This is a genomic window from Brasilonema angustatum (assembly GCF_059505445.1).
Genome location: NZ_JCACKO010000138.1, coordinates 1 through 21864 on the forward strand (window position 1 = coordinate 1; position 21864 = coordinate 21864).

A 21864-nucleotide genomic window follows, 5' to 3' on the forward strand; every position below is an offset into this window, starting at 1 on the left:
GTATTGGCTCCCCAATTTCAAATCTAAAATTTCAAATCTAAAATTGTTTCGGTCACTCAGTATTAAACAAAAAATCCTAATATTGAGCTAAGAATTGCCAAGAAAAATCATGTTACTTACCCTTACATCTTTTTAACTTCTACGCTTTTCTACGGATAGGTGCAAGAGATTAGTTAAGTTACATTTATTACGGACAGGGTGGGTTCATAAAAAATTCAAAAATAAAAAAAGAAAAAAAGAAAAAATTTTTGAATTTAACTGTCCTTTACAGTTTATACTCCCATGACCTCACATTTTTTTACTGGAGGTAAATCCCTTGAAGTCAACAGCCAAAAAAATTGCAATTGCAGTATCATCCATTACAGCAGTACTGACTGCATGTCAATCTGCTTCAGCCCAGCTCGTGCTTGGACGTTATGGTATTCAACCAGGGCTGGAGCAAAACTACCTTCAGTACCAGCTATCGGGCAGAGATTTGACCCAAATGCGAGGTATTGCTGGATGTAGTGTGGGATTTGGTGCCGCTTGTAACAAAGCAGGAGCAGTCTTCCAAAAATTAGTTGAGTCAAATGGTGGGCCAAGCTACGAGCAGTTGCTGATGCGAGCTGCTGGTGGGGAACAAAACTACCAGAATTTTGCTTCCCTTTACGCAAACAATCCCAATATTTCTCAGATACCGTACGCCTCATTCTGGCAGAACGACAACCCTAATATCGTGGACGGGTATCGCTATCTGTTTGGACAAACAGTCAGTCAAACTCCCCAAGAAGGTTTGGGACAAGTCACCAAAAACTTTTATTGGGCACCTGCTGTTCGTGGAAACTCACTCGATCCACGTAATGGGTTGCTTGATTTGAAATACTCTTATGGGCGTCTGTTGCTTGAAGAGGTGGCAAAAATTCCCAATGCACAGCAGCAGATTCAATCTTTGAATTTAGGACCAGAACTGACCAAGTTTTACTCCCAAAAACTGTCCAATTCGATGCGTGTGTTGAACTCTGGTGATCAAGAGTCTCTCAAAGAGACAATTCTTAGAGACCTTTCGATGCCATATTCACCAGAAGCTGCAGAATTCGGACGTCCAAATCTTGGCATTCCTGCCGGTGATTCGCTGATTGGGGAAACTCTTCCTGGAGATACCTTTGTTGGGACAACTCCAGTATCATTGCAGCCAGAAGGAATAGGGATTCCAGTATCATTGCAGCCAGAAGGAATAGGGATTGATGTTCCCTCAAACCTTGCAGAAGATGTCGTGTTGCAACAAGGATCATCAGGGAGCTCATTTCCCACCTGGCCCCTAGGTGGTCTTGCCTTGCTCTTACTTCTTCTGGCTTTTGGTGGTGGAGGTAGTTCTTCCGGTCGGGGATCAGGTACACCCCTACTTAGCACTCCACCTTCCTCTGGTGGTGGATCTATTCCTCCTTCAGGCGGTGGTTCTGGTGGTGGATCTATCCCTCCTTCAAGCGGTGGTTCTGGTGGTGGATCTATTCCTCCTTCGGGCGGTGGTTCTGGTGGTGGATCTATCCCTCCTTCAGGCGGTGGTCCTGGTGGTAACAACCAAATCATTGAAGTACCACCCACTCCTCCTGTGAATTTTCCGCCGGGACAGCAAGTTAAGAAGGTACCCGAGCCAACAACAACAATAACACCGCTTGTTGCGCTGGTAATTATATTGTTGTTGGTTGGTTATGGACAGCGACGTAGCCAGAGAATGATTTTTAGACGTAAAGTTACGCCATCTGACTTCCCAACCAAGTTGACCAAGACGGACACCGAGTACTGGGTTCGTTAATTTATCTGATACTATAAGCGCTCCAACATCATTGTGCATCTGTGGTTGTAAATAAGCACGATTCTCACCTGCATAGAATACATGCAGCCCGGAAGGGGTACGGCATTGCCGTGCCTCTATACCAGCAGAATCGGTGTAGCGAGTACGTGAATCATTAGAGAAAAGTTATGTGAGGTGTCTTAAATAAATCTATCGTAAGGTGATGTAAACGCAAAACAATTCACAAGTAGACTCTTGGTGCGTCGCTTTGTAATAAAAATTATTTTTATGGTTGATAGCTATATTATTGATTTACTTTTTATTGGTTCATTGCTGCTATTTGTTACCTTATTATCCGGATGGATTTCGCGTTTACCTTTTTCCTTTGCCATCATCTACCTAATAGTAGGTATTTTATTAGGTCCCTATGGTTTTGGACTGATTCAATTACGCCGTCCTGGAGTATTAAACGCCGAGGTGTTAGAACGGCTGGCAGAATTTGTCGTGATTATATCTGTCTTTAGCTGTGGTTTAAAAATTGTACGTCCGCTACAATTTAGAGCCTGGAATATTACGACGCGACTTATTGTTTTTTTGATGCCAATTTCAATTTTTGGGTTGGCAGTTGTAGGTAAACTCTTTTTAGGGATGGATTGGGGAGAGGCTATTTTATTAGGAGCTATTCTTGCACCAACTGATCCAGTTTTAGCTTCAGAAGTTCAACTAAGTGATAAAAATGACAAAGATGAATTACGCTTTGGTTTGACGTCTGAAGGCGGTTTAAATGATGCCTTAGCTTTTCCTTTTATTTATTTTGGTATTCATGCGTTAAAAGATAACAACTGGAACAACTGGCTGAAACAGTGGGTTGCAGTTGATATCATTTGGGCTATTGCTGCTGGTATTGTAATGGGGTTTGTCGTTGCCAAAGCGGTTGTTTGGATTGAGAAAAAAATCCAAAAAATGGGTCGTAGCGATGAAATTATGGAAGATTTTATAGCCCTTGGTACAGTTTTACTAACTTACTCTCTAACAGAAATTGTTAATGGCTATGGATTTCTTGCTGTATTTACTGCAGGGTTAGTTGTCCAACGGAGTCATAGAAATTCAGAAACACCACTGGCACAGTTGGAATTTATAGAGAGATTGGAAAAACTTTTAGAGGTTGGGACAATACTAATATTGGGGACAATATTATTAGTCCAGCCAATGCTAAAATATGCTAGCCAATCTTTATTAGTGATAGTCTTATTATTCCTAGTCATCCGACCTGTAGGAGCCTGGATTAGCACAATTGGTGGAAATTCCCGAAAAGCGTACCGTCGTCGAACTTGGTATTCAGGAACTCGTTTGTTATTCGGTTGGTTTGGTATTCGTGGTGTTGGCTCTTTATATTATCTTTCATATGCCTTTGGCAAAGGTTTAAAAGGTGAAATAGGTGAGCAAATAAGTTGGATAACTTACACCACTATTGTTGTTTCCGTGATTGTACACGGAATCAGTTCAACTCCATTAATGAATTGGTATGAGCGTAATCTTGCCAAGCACGAAAATTCTTCTTCTCCAGCTACCATTGATGAATTTGAATGAAGCATAACCGAGAAAGATTTTAAGCTCTCTGGTCAAGATGATGGTTACACGTGCCTGATTTTTTAGCGCTCCGGCTCGGTTTTTTCAGGTTTATACGTCCAGTTTTCTCTAAATCTGAACGTATAACCTATCTTATGCTTAGGCGCGTTGTGTTATGTCTGCTTACTATCGCAACGCCTATCTATTCTCTAGTTGCCAAAAGCATCCTTGATGCTATCAACAGCGCGTTCAACAGCATTCTTTGTGTTGTCTACAGCTTCTTTAGTCCGAGCGGCATCTTCATCTGCTCTTTGCTCAATTCGAGCCGCATCTCTGTTTGCTTTGCGCTCAAGAAAACTACCATTATCGGTTGCTTTGTCAACTCGATCAGCATTTTTGTTTGCAGTTTCCTTAACCTTATTTTTCGTATCTTCAATGAAACCTTTGGCTCGTCCAGCATCTTCACTGGTTTTACCTTTAACCTGATTATCCAAGTCTGCTGTTGCGATTAAGTTTGTAGCGGGATTAGCCATTGCTGCGGTGTTCGAGAAAAACGCACCTTGCCAAACGAAGGCGATCGCCAACACACAAAACAGAGTTGTAGCCAGAAAGCGTCCTACAGTCGAAAGCCGTTTCATCACATCATTCAATTTCATTGAATACAAGCTCCATTTTTATTTAGCATCCTATTTTTACTTCATCTGGCTCCGAAGTCAAATCGTTCCCCAGATAGAGGTTCTGCCGTCATAAGTTGTGGATTGAGGCATTGTCCTGTACGATTACCCTAATACCTCCAATCCTCCGGGAAAGACCTGAGGTCTTCCCTAGAGGGCGTTGGAAACCCTACCAAGAGCGCTCGTCTGACCGTTGGCGTTAGGGTAAACCATGACAAAGCGCGGCACTTGCTTGTCAACATGCTAATGGCGGTTATTTCTCAATAACCGCCACTAGCGCGAATAAAGATTTCAGACACAATAGCTAGTAAAATCACGAATTGCTAAAAGCTTTCAGATAAACCATATCAAACTACATATTTTGAATTTGGTAGTCCATAATTCATACCATATAACGCTGATATTCTGATACATTTAAGGAACTCTCAGAAACACTAGACTCGCCACCAAACCATACTTCATCTAAGTCGTGTTCAGTAAATGTATAGCCAAGAGTAGAAGCAAAATGAACAATTTTGGTTTTATCCCAATCCCAAATACCAAATAAGCCTTTAACGCAGCACTTCTGGTGATACTGCTCATAAATGACTTGATCCGACATTAAGACCTCGTAAAAAGCATTTACCTGATCCAGCGACATAGATTTTCCCTTTAAAGTAATAAAAGTTACATTGATTAACAAAACAATTCCGGTTTTAATAATCTTTTCAACAGTTGTGGGTGGTCATACGGACGAATGTTGAAGACGTTGATTAGAATCTATTGTTTCTTGACATCCTAGTACTGACATCTATACAAATGGTAATTTAAAGTATGAACTGAAGGCGAAAACAGGAAAAAAGAAGTATAAAATTTTTCATGACTTTGGACATCTATGTGTCAATTCCTTCATGTTTCATTCTTAATGGGTTATTTGTGATGGAGTACAAGGCTGTACTTCATCCCTAAAAAGCCAGCCTTGAGTTCCATCAGGCAGTTTAACTTCTACAAAATCACCACGTACTTGAACAAATAAAACCATTACGCCTAGATTCAGTTGTTTGACAGCGCCAATCTCTGTTTGAGGTTCAGGGCGTAATTTAGCAACAAATCTGCCACCAGGGGGAGAAACAACACGACACAGTTGTGGTTGCTGTGAGATGAAATTCTGTTGTGCATGACTTCCAATCATGTTGTTAGGATTCAAAAAGCTAAAGCCACCAACAGCACTGATACAAGCTGCTACACTCATCCCAAGTAATTTTGGTACTTTGATCGCTGAAGATGATAATACTGACGGAGGAGTCAACAAAACTTCTTGTGAATTTTCTTCAGCCTTCTTGACTTTTGGAATTCGCATCGTCTGGTTAATAGGTTGTTGCAGTGCGATCGGAACAATCGAGTATTCTATGGGTACGTATCCACCCGGATACTCGTTGCAAACAATGGCACTCACCTGAAAATTTTGTTGCCCCAAGCGTATATTACTACCAATACGAAGAGGCATTTCGCCTGCTAAAAGTAACTGTCCATCAACAATAGGAGGATTCATCTGGCGCAAATTCCGCAAGTAAAATTTCTGCTTTTGCTGATGAAAGAAGATTTCAATATGTAAAGCAGAGACTGTTGGATCTGATATAACAATGTCGCATACTTGAGGATCACGACCAATGCGGACTCCTCGACTGGGGTTTTTACTTTGTTGCTTTTCAAGAATTTTGCGATTTTTGACTTGTCCATTTTCCTCCCACTCTAAAGAGAGTTCATGAAGGATATTTGTGGTAAAACAAGCTTCCTCTGTCGGCAATTTGTCAGGGTTTGTCGCTGATTCCCGTAGCGCTAGCAGCACCTCAGTCGCAGTCTGGTAACGATCTTTAAAGTGATAGCGCGTCATCTTAGTAAGAATAGCAGCTAACCCCGGACTGACAGTTGCCAGATGTTGCCACAGTATTTCTCCTGTATTGGGATCATCTTGGAGTTCGTGTGGATGCACCCCTGTCAATCCTTGAATACCCATCATCCCTAGTGCATAAATATCACTACTAGGACGTGGTAAACGTCTGATTTGTTCAGAGGGCATATATCCCCGAGTTCCGGTGATCAGAGTGATGTGGTTTTGTCTTGTCCCAACCGCTGTTTGACTTTGCAGTTGTTTTATTGCTCCAAAGTCTATCAGAACTAATTTGTTGTCTGAAGCACGTCTAATAATATTATCTGGTTTGATATCACGATGAATGACCCCATGGCTATGAACAAATTCTAAAATACCCAGTACCGAATTTAGCATTTCAAGAATATGGAGTTCCGTCCATATTCTTCCTGGAGGAAACTCCATACTCACAGGATGTCCACTGATAAATTCTTGTGCCAAGTAAAATTCTTGCTTTTCTTCAAAATAAGCTAAAAGTCTGGGTATTTGGTCGTGGTTGCCCAGCTGTTGCAAAGTTTCAGCTTCTTTTTGAAAAAGCCTTCTGACAGATTCTAAAATATCAGGGTCGGTACTAGAAGTTTTGAGATGTTTGAGGACGCATTTAGGGTTCCCAGGGAGGTGAACGTCCTCTGCAATGTAAGTTTGCCCAAACCCCCCCTCACCCAAGACTTCAAGGACTTTGTAACGTCCTGCTAGTAACTGACCAATCATGTTGTAACGGTGATTTAAAAAAATAACTGTAACGCTTTTACATTTAGAGACTCAAAGAAAAAGTGAAGTCAAAAAATATATTTTTTGATTTCTATACTCTCTCTTTTACTTCTCGTTTAGACTTTATACTCTTCTACCTATTTGGTAAGGTTTATAACTACAGAAAAGTTTGATGAATGACATCAAGACATTTTATCAAACTTTTCAGAGTGCCTGCTTTTCCTAACAATTTTTGTGAAAATGAGGTATATCATGGGTAGTTAATCCTATTCTCTTTATCACAGTAACTTGAATAAAAAGCTTTGTGATGTTCATTAGGCAGAGATAAATAAGATGATCCTGGTACATTAATGAATAACAAATCCAAGACACTAATGTTGCCAGTTTGGCATACTTCACAAAAATTCATTAATTGATTGTAAGTTTAATAACTAACTTATATCGTCAATTTTATAGCAATTTCGATCAGATACGTAAGTAATCTTTGGTTTGCCTAAAAAAGATTCATAAAATCACAGGTAAAAATATCAACACATAAGTAGTTATTGGTAGTTTAATTTTAAATTAAAGCTAATAAGAACTAGAAAAAATACGGGTAGTCACTAGTTTTCTTTACTCAATTCCCATCAACACGATATTTATTTTTTAATATTTGTAGGAAAATAGCTTGTAATATATGCAAAAAGAGTCAGAAAATAATTTATGTCTGAACGAGAGTGTTTCTATTATGCATAACTCTTTTCGGCTAAATTTTTGTACTATTGGTATCGTCAGCTTCTTGACAATACACGGGTGCATGTTACAGCAAAATTTAGATAACGCCAAAATTGAGTTGAAGAAAACCCAACAAAATCTTGAAAAAGTACACAGCCAGCTAAATGATAATAACCAACAACTTCAAAGCCTCCGCCAGAGACTCAACAAAAAAAATTCAGACATTGTGATTATGAATATTTGTCTAGAAGGTGTAGGACGGGCGTTGTCAGATATGGGAAATGACAATCGTCCTGGAGCATTCTTTGAGTTATCATCTGTAGTGCTGCAATGTCGCCTAGCAGACAAAATTGCAGAAAAAACACGTGTTGAACAGAGCCAATCAGCCTCTGTAGAAGCTCACACTTCAGTCAAGAATGTCAGTCAGTGGACTTCTGGTAAAGGTAGTCAGTAAGTGAAGTAGATTGTTTGCCCATAATAATACCAATTCAACAAATGATTGCTACGCATGTATAAACCCTAAAAAACATCTTTATGTTGTATACTAGTTGACTTCAGACAGAGGCGATTTTTCGTCAATAACACGGGCTTAGAACCCGTTAACTTGTGAGACCAGCGCTATGCAGTCCTTGTTTCCCGACGTAGGCGACGGGCGTTCTCAGAGGGTGATTTTGCACCGCAATTTTTACAGGTGAAATGAAGCGGCGATGCTCCAGCAGGGAGCCGCTTCGCGATCGCTTGACCCATGTTAAAGATTTAAGCAATATTGCTCATTGACAAATGCAGTATTGTCTTAAATTGTCACGAATGGTCTTTAGTAATAATATTGGGAATCAAGAACACAAGCAGTAACTGTAGCTCTGAGAATTTGACCAATGATCATCTTCTACGAACACCCGCTATCTCCGTATGCACAGAAGACCAAAATCGCCTTGCGCGAAAAGGGGGTTGAATTTGAGATCAAGACGCCTGACGTGAGTGGGGGCGGGTTTGGGGGCAGCGAGTTTCTGGAAGCCAATCCTCGTGCGGAGATGCCAGTCCTCATTGACGGCGACGTCAAGATTTTCGACTCTACAATCATCCTTGAGTACATCGAAGACAAATGGTCCGCGCAACCGCTATTGCCGAGCAATCCGGCAGATCGAGCCCGTGTCCGCATGATTGAAGAGGTCATGGACACTTACTACGAGCCGATCAACTGGGGGGTGATGGAAATCAACTTGTTTGGGCGGGCGAAGGGTTCGCTTGCTGAAAAGATCGTTGGGAATGCCAAACAACAGGCTGCGAAGTGCCGTGAATGGCTGACGAAGCAGCTAGGCGATCGCGAATGGTTCAACGGCGACCGTTTTGGCTGGAGCGATCTTTGTGTCGTTCCTCACATTAACTCGTCGTCATTCATATTCGGGATTGCACCAGAAGCAAACTCTCCACTTGCCGATTGGTTCAAGCGCGTTAGTGTGCGTCCAAGCGTCGCTCAAACGTTGCAGGAAGCAAACGACTCAGTTGCTGGATTGGAGCAATTTTCGCATTTCGTTGAACAAGGTTTGTTCAAACGTCAATACCGTGACCATCGTCTTGAGTGGATGATTCGTATGGGTGGACTCCAAGTTGTACTTGACGGCATTGAGAAAGACAACATCCGATTCGGTAACGATTTCTCTTGAGAAAAACTATAATACTTTGCGACACCAAAAGCCTCAAAGGATTTTCGACGTTGCGGAATCAAGGTATGAATTACTGTTGACCCACATTCAGGACATTGCATAAGAATTGACCTTAATTCATACTGCCATTATGCAACGCCGCAACTTCTTCTAGTTTTTTTGCATCAAGTATCGTTATCTTTCCACCCCGACTGTAAGCAATGACTGACTTAAGACTTTTAATTAAGCGTACGCACTCTTCATAAGTAATGCCAATACTACGTGCAATTCGATAGTAAGGCAATTGGATTTTCAAAACTTCTCCTTGCGGAGTTGACTCTGTACCATCATGCTTAGCAAAATATTGAATTATTCTTACCAACCTGACAATGGCTCTTTCAGAAACTAATCCATGAACTGTTTCATGCAATTGCTGAATTCTCGAATTAAAAACCATCAGCATCCGTAGAGCAATATCAGGGTTTTCTTGAATAGCTTTGAGTAGAGTATCTCGTTGTACAGTCAAAATCTCACAATCACTCAAAGCTGTCACGGTTGCAGGCGCAATACCATTTCCTAACAGTGCAGGATCAGCAAAAATTTCCCCAGCAGAAAGCGTGCGAAGAATCGTTTCTTTCCCCGTTCCTGCTGTTTTTGTCATTTGAATCGAACCACTAACTAAAGCAAACAATACATCTGGTAGAGCATCGCCTTCATGCAGGATAATTTCTCCCTTAAGATAACGTCGCACTTGGGTGTGAGGCTGCAAACTCAATTTATCTGAAGGCTCTAAACCTACAAACACGGCAATTTGTGAAATTTGTTCAATGCTTGCCTGCATAATGATTTAGGAAAATTATTCATCCTAAAGCTGGACGATGCTGAATCCAAGGTTTTGCGGCTTCCAGTTGTGCTGCTAAGCTAATGAGAGTGGCTTCGGCTGCGGGACGTCCCACCAACTGGACGCTCATCGGTAAACCTAGCTCATCAAAACCTACAGGAAGAGCGATCGCCGGTTGTCCAGTTGCATTCGCTCGTGGACAAGGTGCAACCCAACCAACAATCTTTTGGAATGTCTCTTCTGGACTCAAGTTTGCCCACTCTCCCACGCGAATGGGTGAATGTAAGTAAACTGGCAACACAAGCACATCAATCGTGTCGAATAATGCGACAATTTGTCGTGCGACCACCTGCATTTGGGAAACTGCTTGCAGATACTCACCCGCAGAACCAGTTCTAGCCAACAACCAACGATTCAATGGCTGTAAAGCCTCAGCAGGTATTCCCGACGCAGCGATACTCGTTTGCCAAACAAATTGAAATGGTTCAGCTAATCCACTAAGATCTATGCTTGTCGCATCAACTGTGTGACCAAGTTCTTGCAATAATTGTACTGTTTGCAGAACGCCTTGCTCACAGTTAGCATCAGCTTTCCCTATAGGAGGGGTACTTGTTGCATAAGCAATTCGCAAACGACCAGGTGTTTCTTTTGTATAAGCAACAAACGATGGTTCTGGATTGGGTAACCAATATGGATCACCCGTGACGTATCCAGACATGACATCTAAAAGAGCAGCCGCATCAGCAACAGTACGTGCTATTGGACCATTCGTTGCAATACCACTGAGGCGATCGCCCACCGGTGCATGAGTCACCCGTCCTCTTGATGGCTTGATTCCCACTAAACCACAACAAGCTGCAGGACCACGAATTGAACCACCACCATCAGAACCTTGAGCGATCGCACATAATCCTGCTGCTACTGCAGCGGCTGCACCACCGCTAGAACCACCTGGAGTGTAGTCCAAATTCCACGGATTTCTGGCTGGAGGAAAACCCGTAGGTTCTGTGTAAGGAAATGAACCAAATTCTGAAGTTGCTGTTTTACCCAAAAGAATAAATCCAGCTTGCTTAATCTTGACTACGACACCATCATCATAGTCAGGAATATTATTCAGTAATGCGGGATTTCCGTAAGTACAAGGGACACCTGCAACAGGGTTGAGGTCTTTGATAGAAATTGGCACTCCAAAAAACGGTGGTAGTTCCGAGGTATTAGAAAGTATTTCTGTTTTGGCTTTAGCATCTGCGATCGCTTGTTCTGCCATCACCGTAAAATAACTTCCCAACTGAGGATTCAACCTAGAAATACGTTCTAAATAAACTTCCACCAACTCCAACGGCGATACCTCTCGGTGTCGGATTAACTGTGCTTGTTCTAGTGCTGAAGTAAAAGCGAGATCAACTTTATTCATTGAAACAAGACCTCTTAAACAAAAATCCCCTGTTTTTGGGGATTGGATTTTGTTTTACACTCTCAAAAAGGTTACAATTTTTACGTTTTATAACCAAAAGAGAATTTTGTATATCCAGGGTTATATTACACTAGTTCTATTGTATTTACGTTTTCGTTGGAAACGCGATTTTTCACAAACACTGGGTTTCTCAAATCCTGCATTTCCTCGCATCAATATTTATGTTGCTGTCAAAAAGGTCATCTTTGCTTGTAAAATTTGAGAATTTGATGGAAGCTAAACAAGGGCAAGCGCTGAAACATACTTACTTGCCAGCATATACAATCATTTACATATTTTCCTAAGTTCAGGATAAAATTGAGATGTATTTCCATCGCTACGACAATCTTCGTCGGATTCAGCAACTCGATCCCATACAAGACCACTGTGAGATTTATCATCTTATGTTGGGCTACGAATTTCCTTGGGACGTGCAGAAATCGCACGAAATTGCCCTGATGAAAACTTACTGTGTTGCCAGTATCTCTAAATTACTGGATAAAACCGGGGAGTTTCACAAACGTCCGCAAAAACGTTACGACGATACAGCAATAATTATTGTAGAGTTTTGCAAGTGGGGTTACGACAGCGAGCGAGGTCGTCAAGCCATTCAACACATGAATGCTATCCACTCCCGCTTCAAGATTGACAATGCAGATTTCCTCTACGTACTTTCGACGTTTATTTATGAACCCGTCCGTTGGAATGCCCGTTTTGGCTGGCGGCTGATGTGCGAACAAGAAAGATTAGCCTCATTTTACTTTTGGCGGGAAGTCGGTAAGCGGATGCATATTGAAAATATTCCAGAAACCTACGAGGAATTGGAACAGTATAACCTCGACTACGAACGCACCCAGTTTTGTTATTCAGACACGAATCGTCGAGTAGGTGAAGCAACTCGTGATTTATTTTTGAGTTGGTTTCCCAAGTGGATGGAATCGTCTCTCAAACCTGTAACTTATACTTTATTTGATGACACAATGCTCAATGCGTTTGGTTTTGAACATCCTTCCCAGTTGCTGCGAATGGGTGTAGAAACCAGCTTGAAAATTCGTGGTAGAGTATTGCGTTTCTTACCACCTCGCAATTCGTCTAACTTCTTTATCGACTCTCCAATCCGCAGTTATCCTAGTGGATATGAGATAGCAAATTTGGGGTCAGTAGAAAAAAAGAGAAGTTAAATATTTTCTACCAAGTTTGTTCTAGTGCTGGAGTAAAAGCGAAATAAATTTTATTCATTATTCATTCAAGGGTGCTGGGTACTGGGGACTGGAGACTGGTTACCTTGTTCACATCTGTTTCAACCATAAGAGATAGCTTGCAAAAGTGCTGCTGCGAATGAATAACCAGTTATCATTGTTGCTTGAGACACCAAGTCATCAGTGGTTGACATCCTCCTGCAGACTTATGGCATTCCAAAGCTAAATTACAGCAAATACCTAATCCCCGATTATAATCCACGAAAGATTTACACTTTTTAAGCGCTTTCTAACATCTGTGAATAAACCCTTACTCCCCAAGTTGCTGCTATGGAAGTATATGATATTGTGATTATTGGTGCTGGTCACAATGCCCTCGTTTGTGCTGCCTATCTCCTCAAAGCTGGGTACAGCGTCCTACTATTGGAGGGGCGTTCAACTCCTGGTGGTGGTGCAACAACTGAAGAACTTATGCCACAAGAAGCGCCTGGTTTCAAATTCAACCCCTGCGCTATCAACCACTTATTTATTTTCCTTGGATCAGTCATACAAGAATTAGAATTGCACAAGTACGGCTTGGAATATCTTCCCTGTGATCAAGTCGCCTTTTGCCCTCATCCTCAAGAACCATTGACACAAACGTTAAAAGATGCAAAACATTCGATAAAATCTACTGTTGCAACTGTTCTCGGTCGCGAATGATGAGTTTGTAGTAAGCGCAAAGAGCGCTTATTACAAGTTTAATTTTCATAAGACATCTTCCTTTGTGAGCAAGCAAACCTCATACTCATTAGCGATGACAAACATCTGTAAAAATTGATGTAATAAGACTGCTGTATGTCAATGCCAGAGCGATGACTAAGCGAGTTTTAATTCTAGGAGGACGTGGGCGGATCGGTGGTAGCGTTGCCAAAGACCTTCTCACCCATACACAAGCACAAGTGACTATCACAGGACGCACACCAGGTGGCAAAACGGGCGACCCGAGAGTGGAACATTTGGCGTTGGACTTGGCTGATGTGGAGAAACTGAAGAAGGCGATCGCCTCTACCGATTTGATAGTTCACTGTGCTGGTCCTTTTCACTACCGAGATACCAATGTTCTCAAGATCTGTATTGAACATGGCGTCAACTATGTAGATGTCAGTGACCACCGTTCTTATACCAGTAAGGCTCTCACCTACAACGATGCAGCCGTATCTGCAGATGTTACAGCAGTCATTAACACTGGTATCTTCCCCGGCATTTCTAACAGCATGGTACGTCAGGGTGTTGAGCAATTTGATACACCAGAAAAGATTCATTTGAGTTATTTAGTATCTGGTTCTGGCGGGGCTGGTGTCACCGTCATGCGAACAACCTTTTTAGGTTTACAACAACCTTTTGATGCTTGGATAGATGGTGAATGGCAAACAGTCAAACCCTATAGCCAGCGCGAAAATCTTGACTTTCCACCTCCATATGGTCGTAGCGGAGTGTACTGGTTTGATATGCCAGAAACTTTTACACTTCCTCATGCTTTTCCCTCAGTAAAAACTGTTATTACAAAATTTGGTTCAGTTCCCGATTTTTATAATCACCTCACTTGGATAGCTGCCCACATTTTTCCTAAGCAACTGATGCAACAGAAAAGCGCTATTGAATTTTTGGCTCATGTTAGTCATTTTATGACCGATGTGACCAATCCTTTCAGTGGTATTGGAGTTACAGTTCGCTCAGAAATTACAGGTCACAAAGATAATAAAATAGCAACTTTTTGCTCTACTTTAGTGCATGAAAATACCGCAGTAGCTTCGGGCTGTGGCACGGGTAGCATTGCTCAATTATTACTAGATGGCAAGTTGAAAAAACCTGGTGTTTCACCCGTTGAAGAAGCACTGCCAACAGATTTATTTGAGCAAACAATGCAGAGTCGGGGTATTGACATTAGTCACGAATGGTTGTAAATGCAAATCCTACGTAAGAGACAGATAGAAAACCATTACCCACGTAGAAAAACTTAGTTTATAGCACGGGATATCTTTTAAATTTGGTATTTTTTAAAGGCATGAGCCTCGCTAGGAGTACAAAGTAGCATGCTCACAAGGCATAGCTTAGTGCGAACCTGCGACACTTTGAACATAGAATTGTTAATGTACCCTCAAAGCAGGAGGCAAAGTTTTACTAAACCACGTAATATTCCTGTGATTTTCATTCCTGCCAAACTTAAACAAATAAAACAAGACAAGGAGAGTATTGCCATGCAGTTCATTTTAGCTATTTTAAAGAAAGCTTTGCGCCAGAGTATTGTAGTTGTAGGGTTGATGGCTTTAATCAGCTTATCAAGTGTATTTTTTTTTGTTGAGCCTAGCTATGCAATAGGATTTACATCAGAAAAACCAGCATTTCCAGGACCAAAACTCACACCCGAAGAAAAGATTAACCGTGCTAACGAATATGACCCTGGTGTTGGTATTCAGGAAGAAGATAGAGAACAGGAATATGAGCAAGCAGTAAAAGACTCTCAAAACCTAGAAACTGTTGAGAAAGCTTACGAAAGGAATGAGAAGGCTTACGAGCAGGAACATCCGCAGCCAAATTTGATTCAAAAAGCTGAAAAAGCGGTTGAGAAAGCAACAGGAAAGTAAAAGTAGAAAAAATGAGGGAGGTGAAGAAGTTCTCTCCCTAATACACCTTGATTAATCCCAACACTCACCCAGTGGATAGAGTGTAGGGCTTTTCGCGGTTTAAGCGAATAGCAACAAACGCTCTAATACACCAAATTTCCAGTACCGCGCAGTTGACGTAAAGAATTTATACAATAGGGACAGTCACAGCTAAATAAGCGCATCGCAGCATTACTTTCCTCTTCAGTAAAGTTCAGCATGGCGACGTTCTGATCTGATTTGTTTGTAGTAATAGTTGTTGAACGTACAGGCGGAGCATTTGGATTTCTTTCAGAATCTTTAATGCATACAGGAGTTTTGTAACTAGCGTGGGGATGTGTTATGCAAGTACGACCATCGCTGGTATGCGTTAGTCGCTGAGTCATACCAGCAGCGTGGGCGGGATTGATCACTCCCAGTGTAGACATCAGAGATACAAAAATGGAGGAACTAGAAAGCAAATTCAGTATAAGTTTTCTGTTCATGGGTTTCCTTGAAAAACGTGCTTGAGCGTTCAGGTTATTCCATTCACTGTCAAAAGAGCAAGTGAATTTTTTCCTGAAATAATCTAGTTTGACAATGCGCACCACAACTTTGTTTCCCTAGCTAGAATTCTTGTAGCCTTTCTGCGACGATTACTGCCTTTTACTTTTCGTGCAGCAATACGCGGAAATCTCCCAATTAAGCATAAGCTGTTCCTCTACCTGTATAAGCATCCGCGTGGTTAGGATTTAGCCGCAGCGTCGAGTTAAAATCGGTAAGCGCTGCTTTCAAGTTTCCTAAATGAAATTCGGCGTTGCATAAATCCGGGATGATTCAGCCAAATACAGGTATTTCTCTATACTTTAGGTAGTGAAGTAACAATCGAATCGAGAATTTGAGCATATCTCCAGATTTGGAATAGCATAATGTTTTTCGTTCGCGTAGCGTGCCGAAGGCATTGTAGTCTTGCCAGATAATGACGCAAACGAGTATTTTCACCTTTGCGCATGTCCCCTTGGAACTCAACGTCAAACGTTCGACTGAGCGCTCACGCCGAAGTCCAGAGACTTATCGCTTATATGATGAATCCAAACCTTTACTAAGATTATTTACATTAATTAATATTTTGATAAAAATCTCAGTCATTTGAATACGCAGAACTGAAATTTCTTGAAAAGGTTACTAACAAACAAGTTATATCTTTAACGCCCCCAAGCGCTCCTTATTGTTGACTTTTGATTAACATGTCTATATAATGCAACCCGTGCTCAAAAAGCTGGTGCTTGAAAGGAGATTGATATAAGACTAAATACTCAACTTAGGCAATCCAAAACTCAAAATTCACGCTCACCAAATCCATGCCAGACAGTCATTAGAGCTACGCAATACATCCTTACTGAAATGCACAATAGCTTGACTGCAATTTAAAGGTGCTTATTACATTCTTTAAAGTTATGTAGCCTTTTAATTACGGACGATCAGCCACTGCGGTAAACTAAGCCATGATTATGATTCTTTCAAACCAGAAAAACTCTCTCAAAGGAGCTTTTTTTCAATGTCTCATACCGTAAAAATCTACGATACCTGCATCGGCTGTACACAATGCGTTCGTGCTTGCCCTACTGACGTACTAGAGATGGTTCCTTGGGATGGCTGCAAAGCTGCTCAAGTCGCTTCTTCTCCACGTACAGAAGATTGTGTGGGCTGCAAGCGATGTGAAACGGCTTGTCCTACCGACTTTTTAAGCATCCGCGTTTATTTAGGAGCCGAAACAACTCGCAGTATGGGTCTGGCTTACTAAATTTTCCCTTCGGAGCGCACATTATCTCGATAGCAAGCACTTTTAGTAGTGGAGGCTGGGCATTACGTACCATTTACAACAATGGTGAGTCATGTCCAGCCTGCAATTTTATAAACTTAATGTAAAAATTTGAAAGAAATCGCAATACTGGTAGATTGCATCTGCTTGCCCGCACTGACAAGCTTTTTTCATATATAGGACTCCTCCAAAGATTTTTGCGAAGCTTCGTACACTTCTACTTCCCTGTTCCCTGTTCCCTGTTCCCTGTTCCCTGTTCCCTATATACAACAAAGTCATTTTTTTGCCAAAATGCTACCTTTGTGCTATTGACTATACTGGGTTTATTAGTCCTATAACAAGAGTGGTGTGATCAAATGTGCGGAATCGTTGGGTATATTGGCACTCAAGCGGCAACAGAAATTTTGCTATCTGGGCTGGAAAAACTAGAGTATCGGGGATACGATTCTGCGGGAATCGCCACGATATGGGAAGGTGAAGTGAATTGTGTGCGGGCAAAAGGCAAACTTTACAATCTGCGTTCTAAGCTAGAACAAGTAGAAACACCCTCTCAAATTGGTATTGGTCACACTCGCTGGGCAACTCATGGTAAACCTGAAGAGTACAATGCCCATCCTCATATGGATACGGCTATGCGAATAGCAGTAGTCGTGAATGGGATTATTGAAAATTACAGCGAGTTGCGCGAGGAACTAAAACAGAAAGGATACCAGTTTCTCTCAGAGACTGATGTTGAGGTTATTCCCCACCTGATCGCTGAGTTTTTCAAGCACCCCCCTTCTTCTGTTCCTCCCTTCTGCCCTTCTCTGTTGCTTGAGGCTGTTCGGGATACTGTTCATAAACTAAGGGGGGCGTTTGCGATCGCACTCATCAGTGCTGACTACCCCGATGAACTCATCGTCGTCCGACAACAAGCACCTATGGTAATTGGTTTTGGGCAAGGGGAATTCTTCTGCGCTTCCGACACACCAGCGATTATTTCTCATACCCGTGCGGTTTTACCCCTGGAAAATAGAGAATTGGCACGTCTGACACCTCTGGGCGTTGAGGTTTACAACTTTGCTGGTGAAAGGTTGAGAAAACAGCCCCGCCTGCTTAATTTGAATCCCATGATGGTGGAAAAGCAGGGATTCAAGCACTTCATGCTCAAGGAAATTTATGAGCAACCAGGGGTAGTACGGGCTTGTTTGGATGCTTACTTCAACGCTAATTGGAATGTTGCTGATTCAACCAGTTCTCCGGTTAAGCTTGGTTTACCAGAAAAAATTTACGCTAACTTAGAACAAATTCAAATTGTTGCTTGCGGTACGAGTTGGCACGCAGCATTAGTGGGTAAATATTTAATAGAACAACTGGCAGGAATTCCAACGCAAGTGCATTACGCTTCAGAATTTCGTTATGCACCAACACCCCTGACACCTAATACCTTGACTATTGGCGTTACGCAGTCTGGTGAAACGGCTGATACGCTAGCAGCTTTGGCGATGGAACAAGAACGTCGTCAAGATAAAGAACCAAAATATCAAGCACGATTATTAGGAATTACCAATCGCCCAGAAAGTACCTTAGGTCATATGGTATCTCAAATTATTAATACTCTCGCGGGAATTGAAATTGGAGTCGCTGCAACGAAAACTTTTATTGCTCAGTTGATGGCATTTTATGCATTAGCATTAGATTTGGCATATCTTCGCAACAGCATTTCTTCAACAAGATTGCAGGAGATTATTAACGGGTTGCGGCAAATCCCAGGTGAAATTGAAGCAACTTTGGAAAAACAAGAGGACTCTATTGGACAATTAGCGCATGAGTTTGCAGAAACCAAAGATTTCATCTTTTTAGGAAGAGGAATTAACTTCCCCATTGCTTTAGAAGGAGCGTTGAAATTAAAGGAAATTAGCTATATTCATGCAGAGGGATATCCGGCTGGGGAAATGAAACACGGACCGATTGCTTTGTTGGATGCAAAAGTTCCAGTTGTGGCGATCGCCATGCCTGGAAGTGTTTACGAAAAAGTGATTTCTAACGCCCAGGAAGCCAAAGCGCGTGATTCTCGCTTAATTGGTGTGACTCCTTTCAATGGGGGAGAAGCAGCGGAAATCTTTAATGACTTTATTCCGGTTTCCAAAGTTGATGAATTGCTTTCTCCAATTCTCACAGTTATTCCCCTACAATTATTGGCTTATCACATTGCGGCGCTTCGCGGTTTGGATGTCGATCAGCCTAGGAATTTAGCGAAGTCTGTGACGGTTGAATAGTTTTACAACTGATATTCTGCACTTTTGTGGAAACATAATAAAGTTGTACAATTTCTCCTAAGGGTGGATCTTATAAATACCGCTACATATAGCAGTCGCCACAATACGCTTGGTGATAAGCATTTCTCACTTTGCGAATTGGGTTTGGGGAAAAGGTTACTGGGTTTGGGTTAAAGGTTTTTTCTTACCCTTTCCCCCTTTAACCGATATGCTACTAAACTCTCAGCCATTTCAATACCTTTGGATCTTTATTATAGCGATAGGTTAAGCCGTCCTTAGTAGTGATGGATTGACCTTTGCTTGCCTTGCTTCTAACGGTGCCAAGTGAATAGTCTGCTAATATCTGTATTTCTTTATGAGAAAGCCCTTCGATTATGCCTATTTCTGCCGCTACTTCTGGCTGGATTTGGGATTCATTATTGGAAAAATCATCTATTTTGATTTGAGTATTTTCAGGAGGATTAGTGACAATTTCTTTTGCTTTTTGAGTCTGATAATCCTGTACGGTCACAAGTTGCCAACTGGAATCTTGTGAAAGTTCTAGAACCCATTGATGATAGTTAAATAGACTTTCTCGATGTCCAACACTGATAAAAGTTGTTTTGGTTTCTTGTAACTGTTGATATAAATGTCCTTCATTCTTCAAATCTAAAGCACTGGTTGCTTCATCTAATATAGTGAACCTAGGATGAGTAACTAGCAATCGTGCAAATGCAAGGCGTTGTTGTTCTCCCAGCGATAATATGTTCTCCCAAGGAACTTCTGTATCAAAGCCTTCGACTCGGCTGAGCACGTTTTGCAGGTTGACTTGTTGCAAAACTTCTTCGAGTTCTGCATCGCTCACTTGACGATTTGTATTAGGATAAAGTAACTGTTCGCGTAAAGTTCCCAAAATTATATAAGGACGTTGCGGCAAAAATAAAACGGATTGTAGCGGAGGTCGCACCAGCCGACCAGTACCTGCATTCCATAACCCAGCGATCGCTCGCAACAGAGAACTTTTACCTCGTCCACTTGGTCCAACAATTAATAAACCTTCTCCTGGTTGAACAACAAGTGACAAGTCTTCGACGATTACCTGTTCATAGTTTGGCGTTTGTAAGGTGACATGCTCAAATGCCAGACAGTTTTCTTCTATTGTTTTAATGGTAGTGACATTCTCTGGTTGTTTGCTAACTTCTGCTAATGCCTCGGAAAATTCTGATAAACGCTCAACGTAACTAGAAAATCGTCCAGAATTTCCAAATTCCCTAATTAATGTTGCCAGAGCTGAGGCAAACTGATTACCAGCTATACTGGCTTGGACAACTTCTCCGAAATCAGCTTGACCACTTATATATAAAGGTGCAAGTACCAGATATGGAAATATTTGAATAGCAGACTTATATGCTCCGTCAAAAAACTCCTGATTTCTCTCCCAATCAATCTTGCGTAAAATATTTTTGAGCAGTTTATCAAATCTGCGTTGAATTATATTATATTCTTGGTTTTCTCCCTGAAAAAAAGCTATCGATTCAGCGTGATTACGAACATGAGTCAGACAATAACTGTATTCTGCTTTAAGTTCTAGTTCTTCTTGATTAATTTTATTTAGTTGTTGACCCAAGTAAAAAGCAATTAAATTGCCTATAATCGTATAAACAACCAAAACAATTGAGATAAATTGGGAGATTGACCAAAGAATTACTAAAAAAGTCGTCATCTCTAGCACTTTTTCTAGAAAAGTAGCTGAAAACGAGAGAGCATTACTGGTCAAAGGTTCGATTTCTTGAGATATTCGTTGATCAGGGTTATCTATATCAGATTTAAAGTTTATTTTATAATAAGCACGATTGCCTAAATATTTTAATAATATGCGATTATTTAACCATTTGTACCAATCAAATGCAATTTTTTTTCTAACAAATTTCGAAAATCCATTTAAGAGTGTTACACAGATAAGAGCAGCACTGTAAAGCACTAGCGTCTTAATAAAGCCAGAATAATCTTTCTCTTCAATGACATCGGTTAAGTAGCGAGTAACAAAGCTATTAAAGGCAGCTACGCTCACCAGTGCAACAATTAATATAATCAGGATAAAGAGCATTCCCCACATACGAAGCACCTCTGGAAATGCTCTTTCTCCAGACTCTGTTGGATACCAGTAAGAGACGACGATAACTTTTAGATTATCCCAAAATTTATTAGCAGATGGAGGAGAAGTATCGTTCATTAAGGATTGATTGGTAACAGATTTGGTTTGCATATTCTAAAATAGACTGACTAGATTTTTGGATCAAAAATTATGATAACATCCGCCACTTTATAAAATATACTCTCATGAATATGCAGTGTCTCACTAAAGATTTCTCTAGAAATGACTGACTTGAAAAAAAATTATAATATTTGCTATAGTACTCTAAAAATTGTGATTTTATCTGCACCACTTAAGCCCATAAACTAGATTGTTATTCCTTGTGCGTGCATATTTATTGAAACATATATAGCAATCCGTGCAGGAGTTGTGAAATTATTCGTTGAGGTGGGGGAACGCTTAACAGGGAACTCTTAACAGGGAAGAATGTACAAATGTACTTTTTTTTTCACAAATGAAATAGGACTGCTATAGATAGTATTTGAAAATCTTAGGACTGGTCATGAATTAGTACTACAAAGCCTGCTAATTAAAAATTATAG

At 41.0% G+C, this 21864-nt stretch carries 18 protein-coding genes and 1 pseudogene; 10 read left to right on the forward strand and 9 right to left on the reverse strand.

Annotated elements, in window-relative coordinates; translation table 11 throughout:
* Positions 1–316 precede the first annotated feature (316 nt).
* Positions 317–1792 (forward strand): hypothetical protein, encoded by a 1476-nt coding sequence (locus AC5JM2_RS26225; protein ID WP_495837754.1) that lies wholly within the window; start codon positions 317–319, stop codon positions 1790–1792.
* A gap of 267 nt (positions 1793–2059) precedes the next feature.
* Positions 2060–3361 (forward strand): cation:proton antiporter, encoded by a 1302-nt coding sequence (locus tag AC5JM2_RS26230; RefSeq protein ID WP_495837755.1) that lies wholly within the window; start codon positions 2060–2062, stop codon positions 3359–3361.
* Between the two features lie 188 nt (positions 3362–3549).
* Here AC5JM2_RS26230 and AC5JM2_RS26235 read toward each other — a convergent pair whose 3' ends face one another.
* From AC5JM2_RS26235 to AC5JM2_RS26245, 3 genes are all read right to left on the reverse strand, one after another.
* The gene (locus AC5JM2_RS26235; protein ID WP_495837756.1) at positions 3550–3996 is read right to left on the reverse strand and encodes a hypothetical protein; all 447 of its coding nucleotides are present in this window, start codon (positions 3994–3996) and stop codon (positions 3550–3552) included.
* 400 nt (positions 3997–4396) lie between these two features.
* Entirely contained in the window at positions 4397–4654 is a 258-nt protein-coding gene (locus AC5JM2_RS26240; RefSeq protein ID WP_495837757.1) for a hypothetical protein, read from the reverse strand.
* 261 nt (positions 4655–4915) lie between these two features.
* Positions 4916–6634 carry a protein kinase domain-containing protein gene (locus tag AC5JM2_RS26245; protein WP_495837758.1) on the reverse strand — a complete coding sequence of 573 codons (1719 nt, stop codon included), beginning with the start codon at positions 6632–6634 and terminating at the stop codon, positions 4916–4918.
* Between the two features lie 727 nt (positions 6635–7361).
* Between AC5JM2_RS26245 and AC5JM2_RS26250 the strand changes: the two genes are divergently transcribed.
* A complete protein-coding gene (locus tag AC5JM2_RS26250) occupies positions 7362–7802 on the forward strand; it encodes a hypothetical protein (RefSeq protein WP_495837759.1) in 441 nt (146 codons plus the stop codon).
* Between the two features lie 145 nt (positions 7803–7947).
* Here the strand turns inward: AC5JM2_RS26250 and AC5JM2_RS26255 are convergent, their stop codons facing one another.
* Entirely contained in the window at positions 7948–8112 is a 165-nt protein-coding gene (locus AC5JM2_RS26255) for a hypothetical protein (RefSeq protein WP_495837760.1), read from the reverse strand.
* 111 nt (positions 8113–8223) lie between these two features.
* Between AC5JM2_RS26255 and AC5JM2_RS26260 the strand changes: the two genes are divergently transcribed.
* Complete coding sequence (locus AC5JM2_RS26260) at positions 8224–9012, forward strand: glutathione S-transferase family protein (RefSeq protein ID WP_495837761.1); 789 nt, start codon at positions 8224–8226, stop codon at positions 9010–9012.
* A gap of 112 nt (positions 9013–9124) precedes the next feature.
* Here the strand turns inward: AC5JM2_RS26260 and AC5JM2_RS26265 are convergent, their stop codons facing one another.
* Together AC5JM2_RS26265 and AC5JM2_RS26270 are read right to left on the reverse strand one after the other, a co-directional pair.
* Complete coding sequence (locus AC5JM2_RS26265; protein ID WP_495837762.1) at positions 9125–9832, reverse strand: Crp/Fnr family transcriptional regulator; 708 nt, start codon at positions 9830–9832, stop codon at positions 9125–9127.
* Between the two features lie 19 nt (positions 9833–9851).
* Positions 9852–11246, reverse strand: coding sequence for an amidase (locus tag AC5JM2_RS26270; RefSeq protein ID WP_495837763.1), 1395 nt, complete (start codon positions 11244–11246; stop codon positions 9852–9854).
* 362 nt (positions 11247–11608) lie between these two features.
* On the opposite strand from AC5JM2_RS26270, the gene AC5JM2_RS26275 reads away from it, so the two are divergent.
* The 4 genes and pseudogenes from AC5JM2_RS26275 to AC5JM2_RS26290 all read left to right on the forward strand — a co-directional run bounded on the left by AC5JM2_RS26275 (position 11609) and on the right by AC5JM2_RS26290 (position 15111).
* Positions 11609–12466 carry an oxygenase MpaB family protein gene (locus tag AC5JM2_RS26275; protein WP_495837764.1) on the forward strand — a complete coding sequence of 286 codons (858 nt, stop codon included), beginning with the start codon at positions 11609–11611 and terminating at the stop codon, positions 12464–12466.
* Positions 12467–12814: 348 nt separating this feature from the next.
* Positions 12815–13105, forward strand: a pseudogene (locus tag AC5JM2_RS26280) (phytoene desaturase family protein); the annotation flags it as partial.
* Between the two features lie 233 nt (positions 13106–13338).
* Complete coding sequence (locus AC5JM2_RS26285; protein WP_495837765.1) at positions 13339–14430, forward strand: saccharopine dehydrogenase family protein; 1092 nt, start codon at positions 13339–13341, stop codon at positions 14428–14430.
* A gap of 294 nt (positions 14431–14724) precedes the next feature.
* Positions 14725–15111, forward strand: a complete 387-nt coding sequence (locus tag AC5JM2_RS26290) for a hypothetical protein (RefSeq protein ID WP_495837766.1) — start codon at positions 14725–14727, stop codon at positions 15109–15111.
* A gap of 122 nt (positions 15112–15233) precedes the next feature.
* On the opposite strand, the gene AC5JM2_RS26295 is transcribed toward AC5JM2_RS26290, so the two are convergent.
* Positions 15234–15614, reverse strand: a complete 381-nt coding sequence (locus AC5JM2_RS26295; protein ID WP_210615159.1) for a hypothetical protein — start codon at positions 15612–15614, stop codon at positions 15234–15236.
* A 196-nt stretch (positions 15615–15810) separates the two neighbouring features.
* Positions 15811–15945: a tetratricopeptide repeat protein gene (locus AC5JM2_RS26300; protein ID WP_495837875.1), complete on the reverse strand. Its 135-nt coding sequence runs from the start codon at positions 15943–15945 to the stop codon at positions 15811–15813.
* 721 nt (positions 15946–16666) lie between these two features.
* Here AC5JM2_RS26300 and psaC point away from each other — a divergent pair.
* Together psaC and glmS are read left to right on the forward strand one after the other, a co-directional pair.
* A complete protein-coding gene (psaC, locus tag AC5JM2_RS26305; RefSeq protein WP_010997613.1) occupies positions 16667–16912 on the forward strand; it encodes a photosystem I iron-sulfur center protein PsaC in 246 nt (81 codons plus the stop codon).
* A gap of 374 nt (positions 16913–17286) precedes the next feature.
* A complete protein-coding gene (glmS, locus tag AC5JM2_RS26310; RefSeq protein WP_495837767.1) occupies positions 17287–19188 on the forward strand; it encodes a glutamine--fructose-6-phosphate transaminase (isomerizing) in 1902 nt (633 codons plus the stop codon).
* Between the two features lie 214 nt (positions 19189–19402).
* On the opposite strand, the gene AC5JM2_RS26315 is transcribed toward glmS, so the two are convergent.
* Complete coding sequence (locus AC5JM2_RS26315) at positions 19403–21433, reverse strand: ABC transporter ATP-binding protein/permease (protein WP_495837768.1); 2031 nt, start codon at positions 21431–21433, stop codon at positions 19403–19405.
* Between the last annotated feature and the right edge of the window lie 431 nt (positions 21434–21864).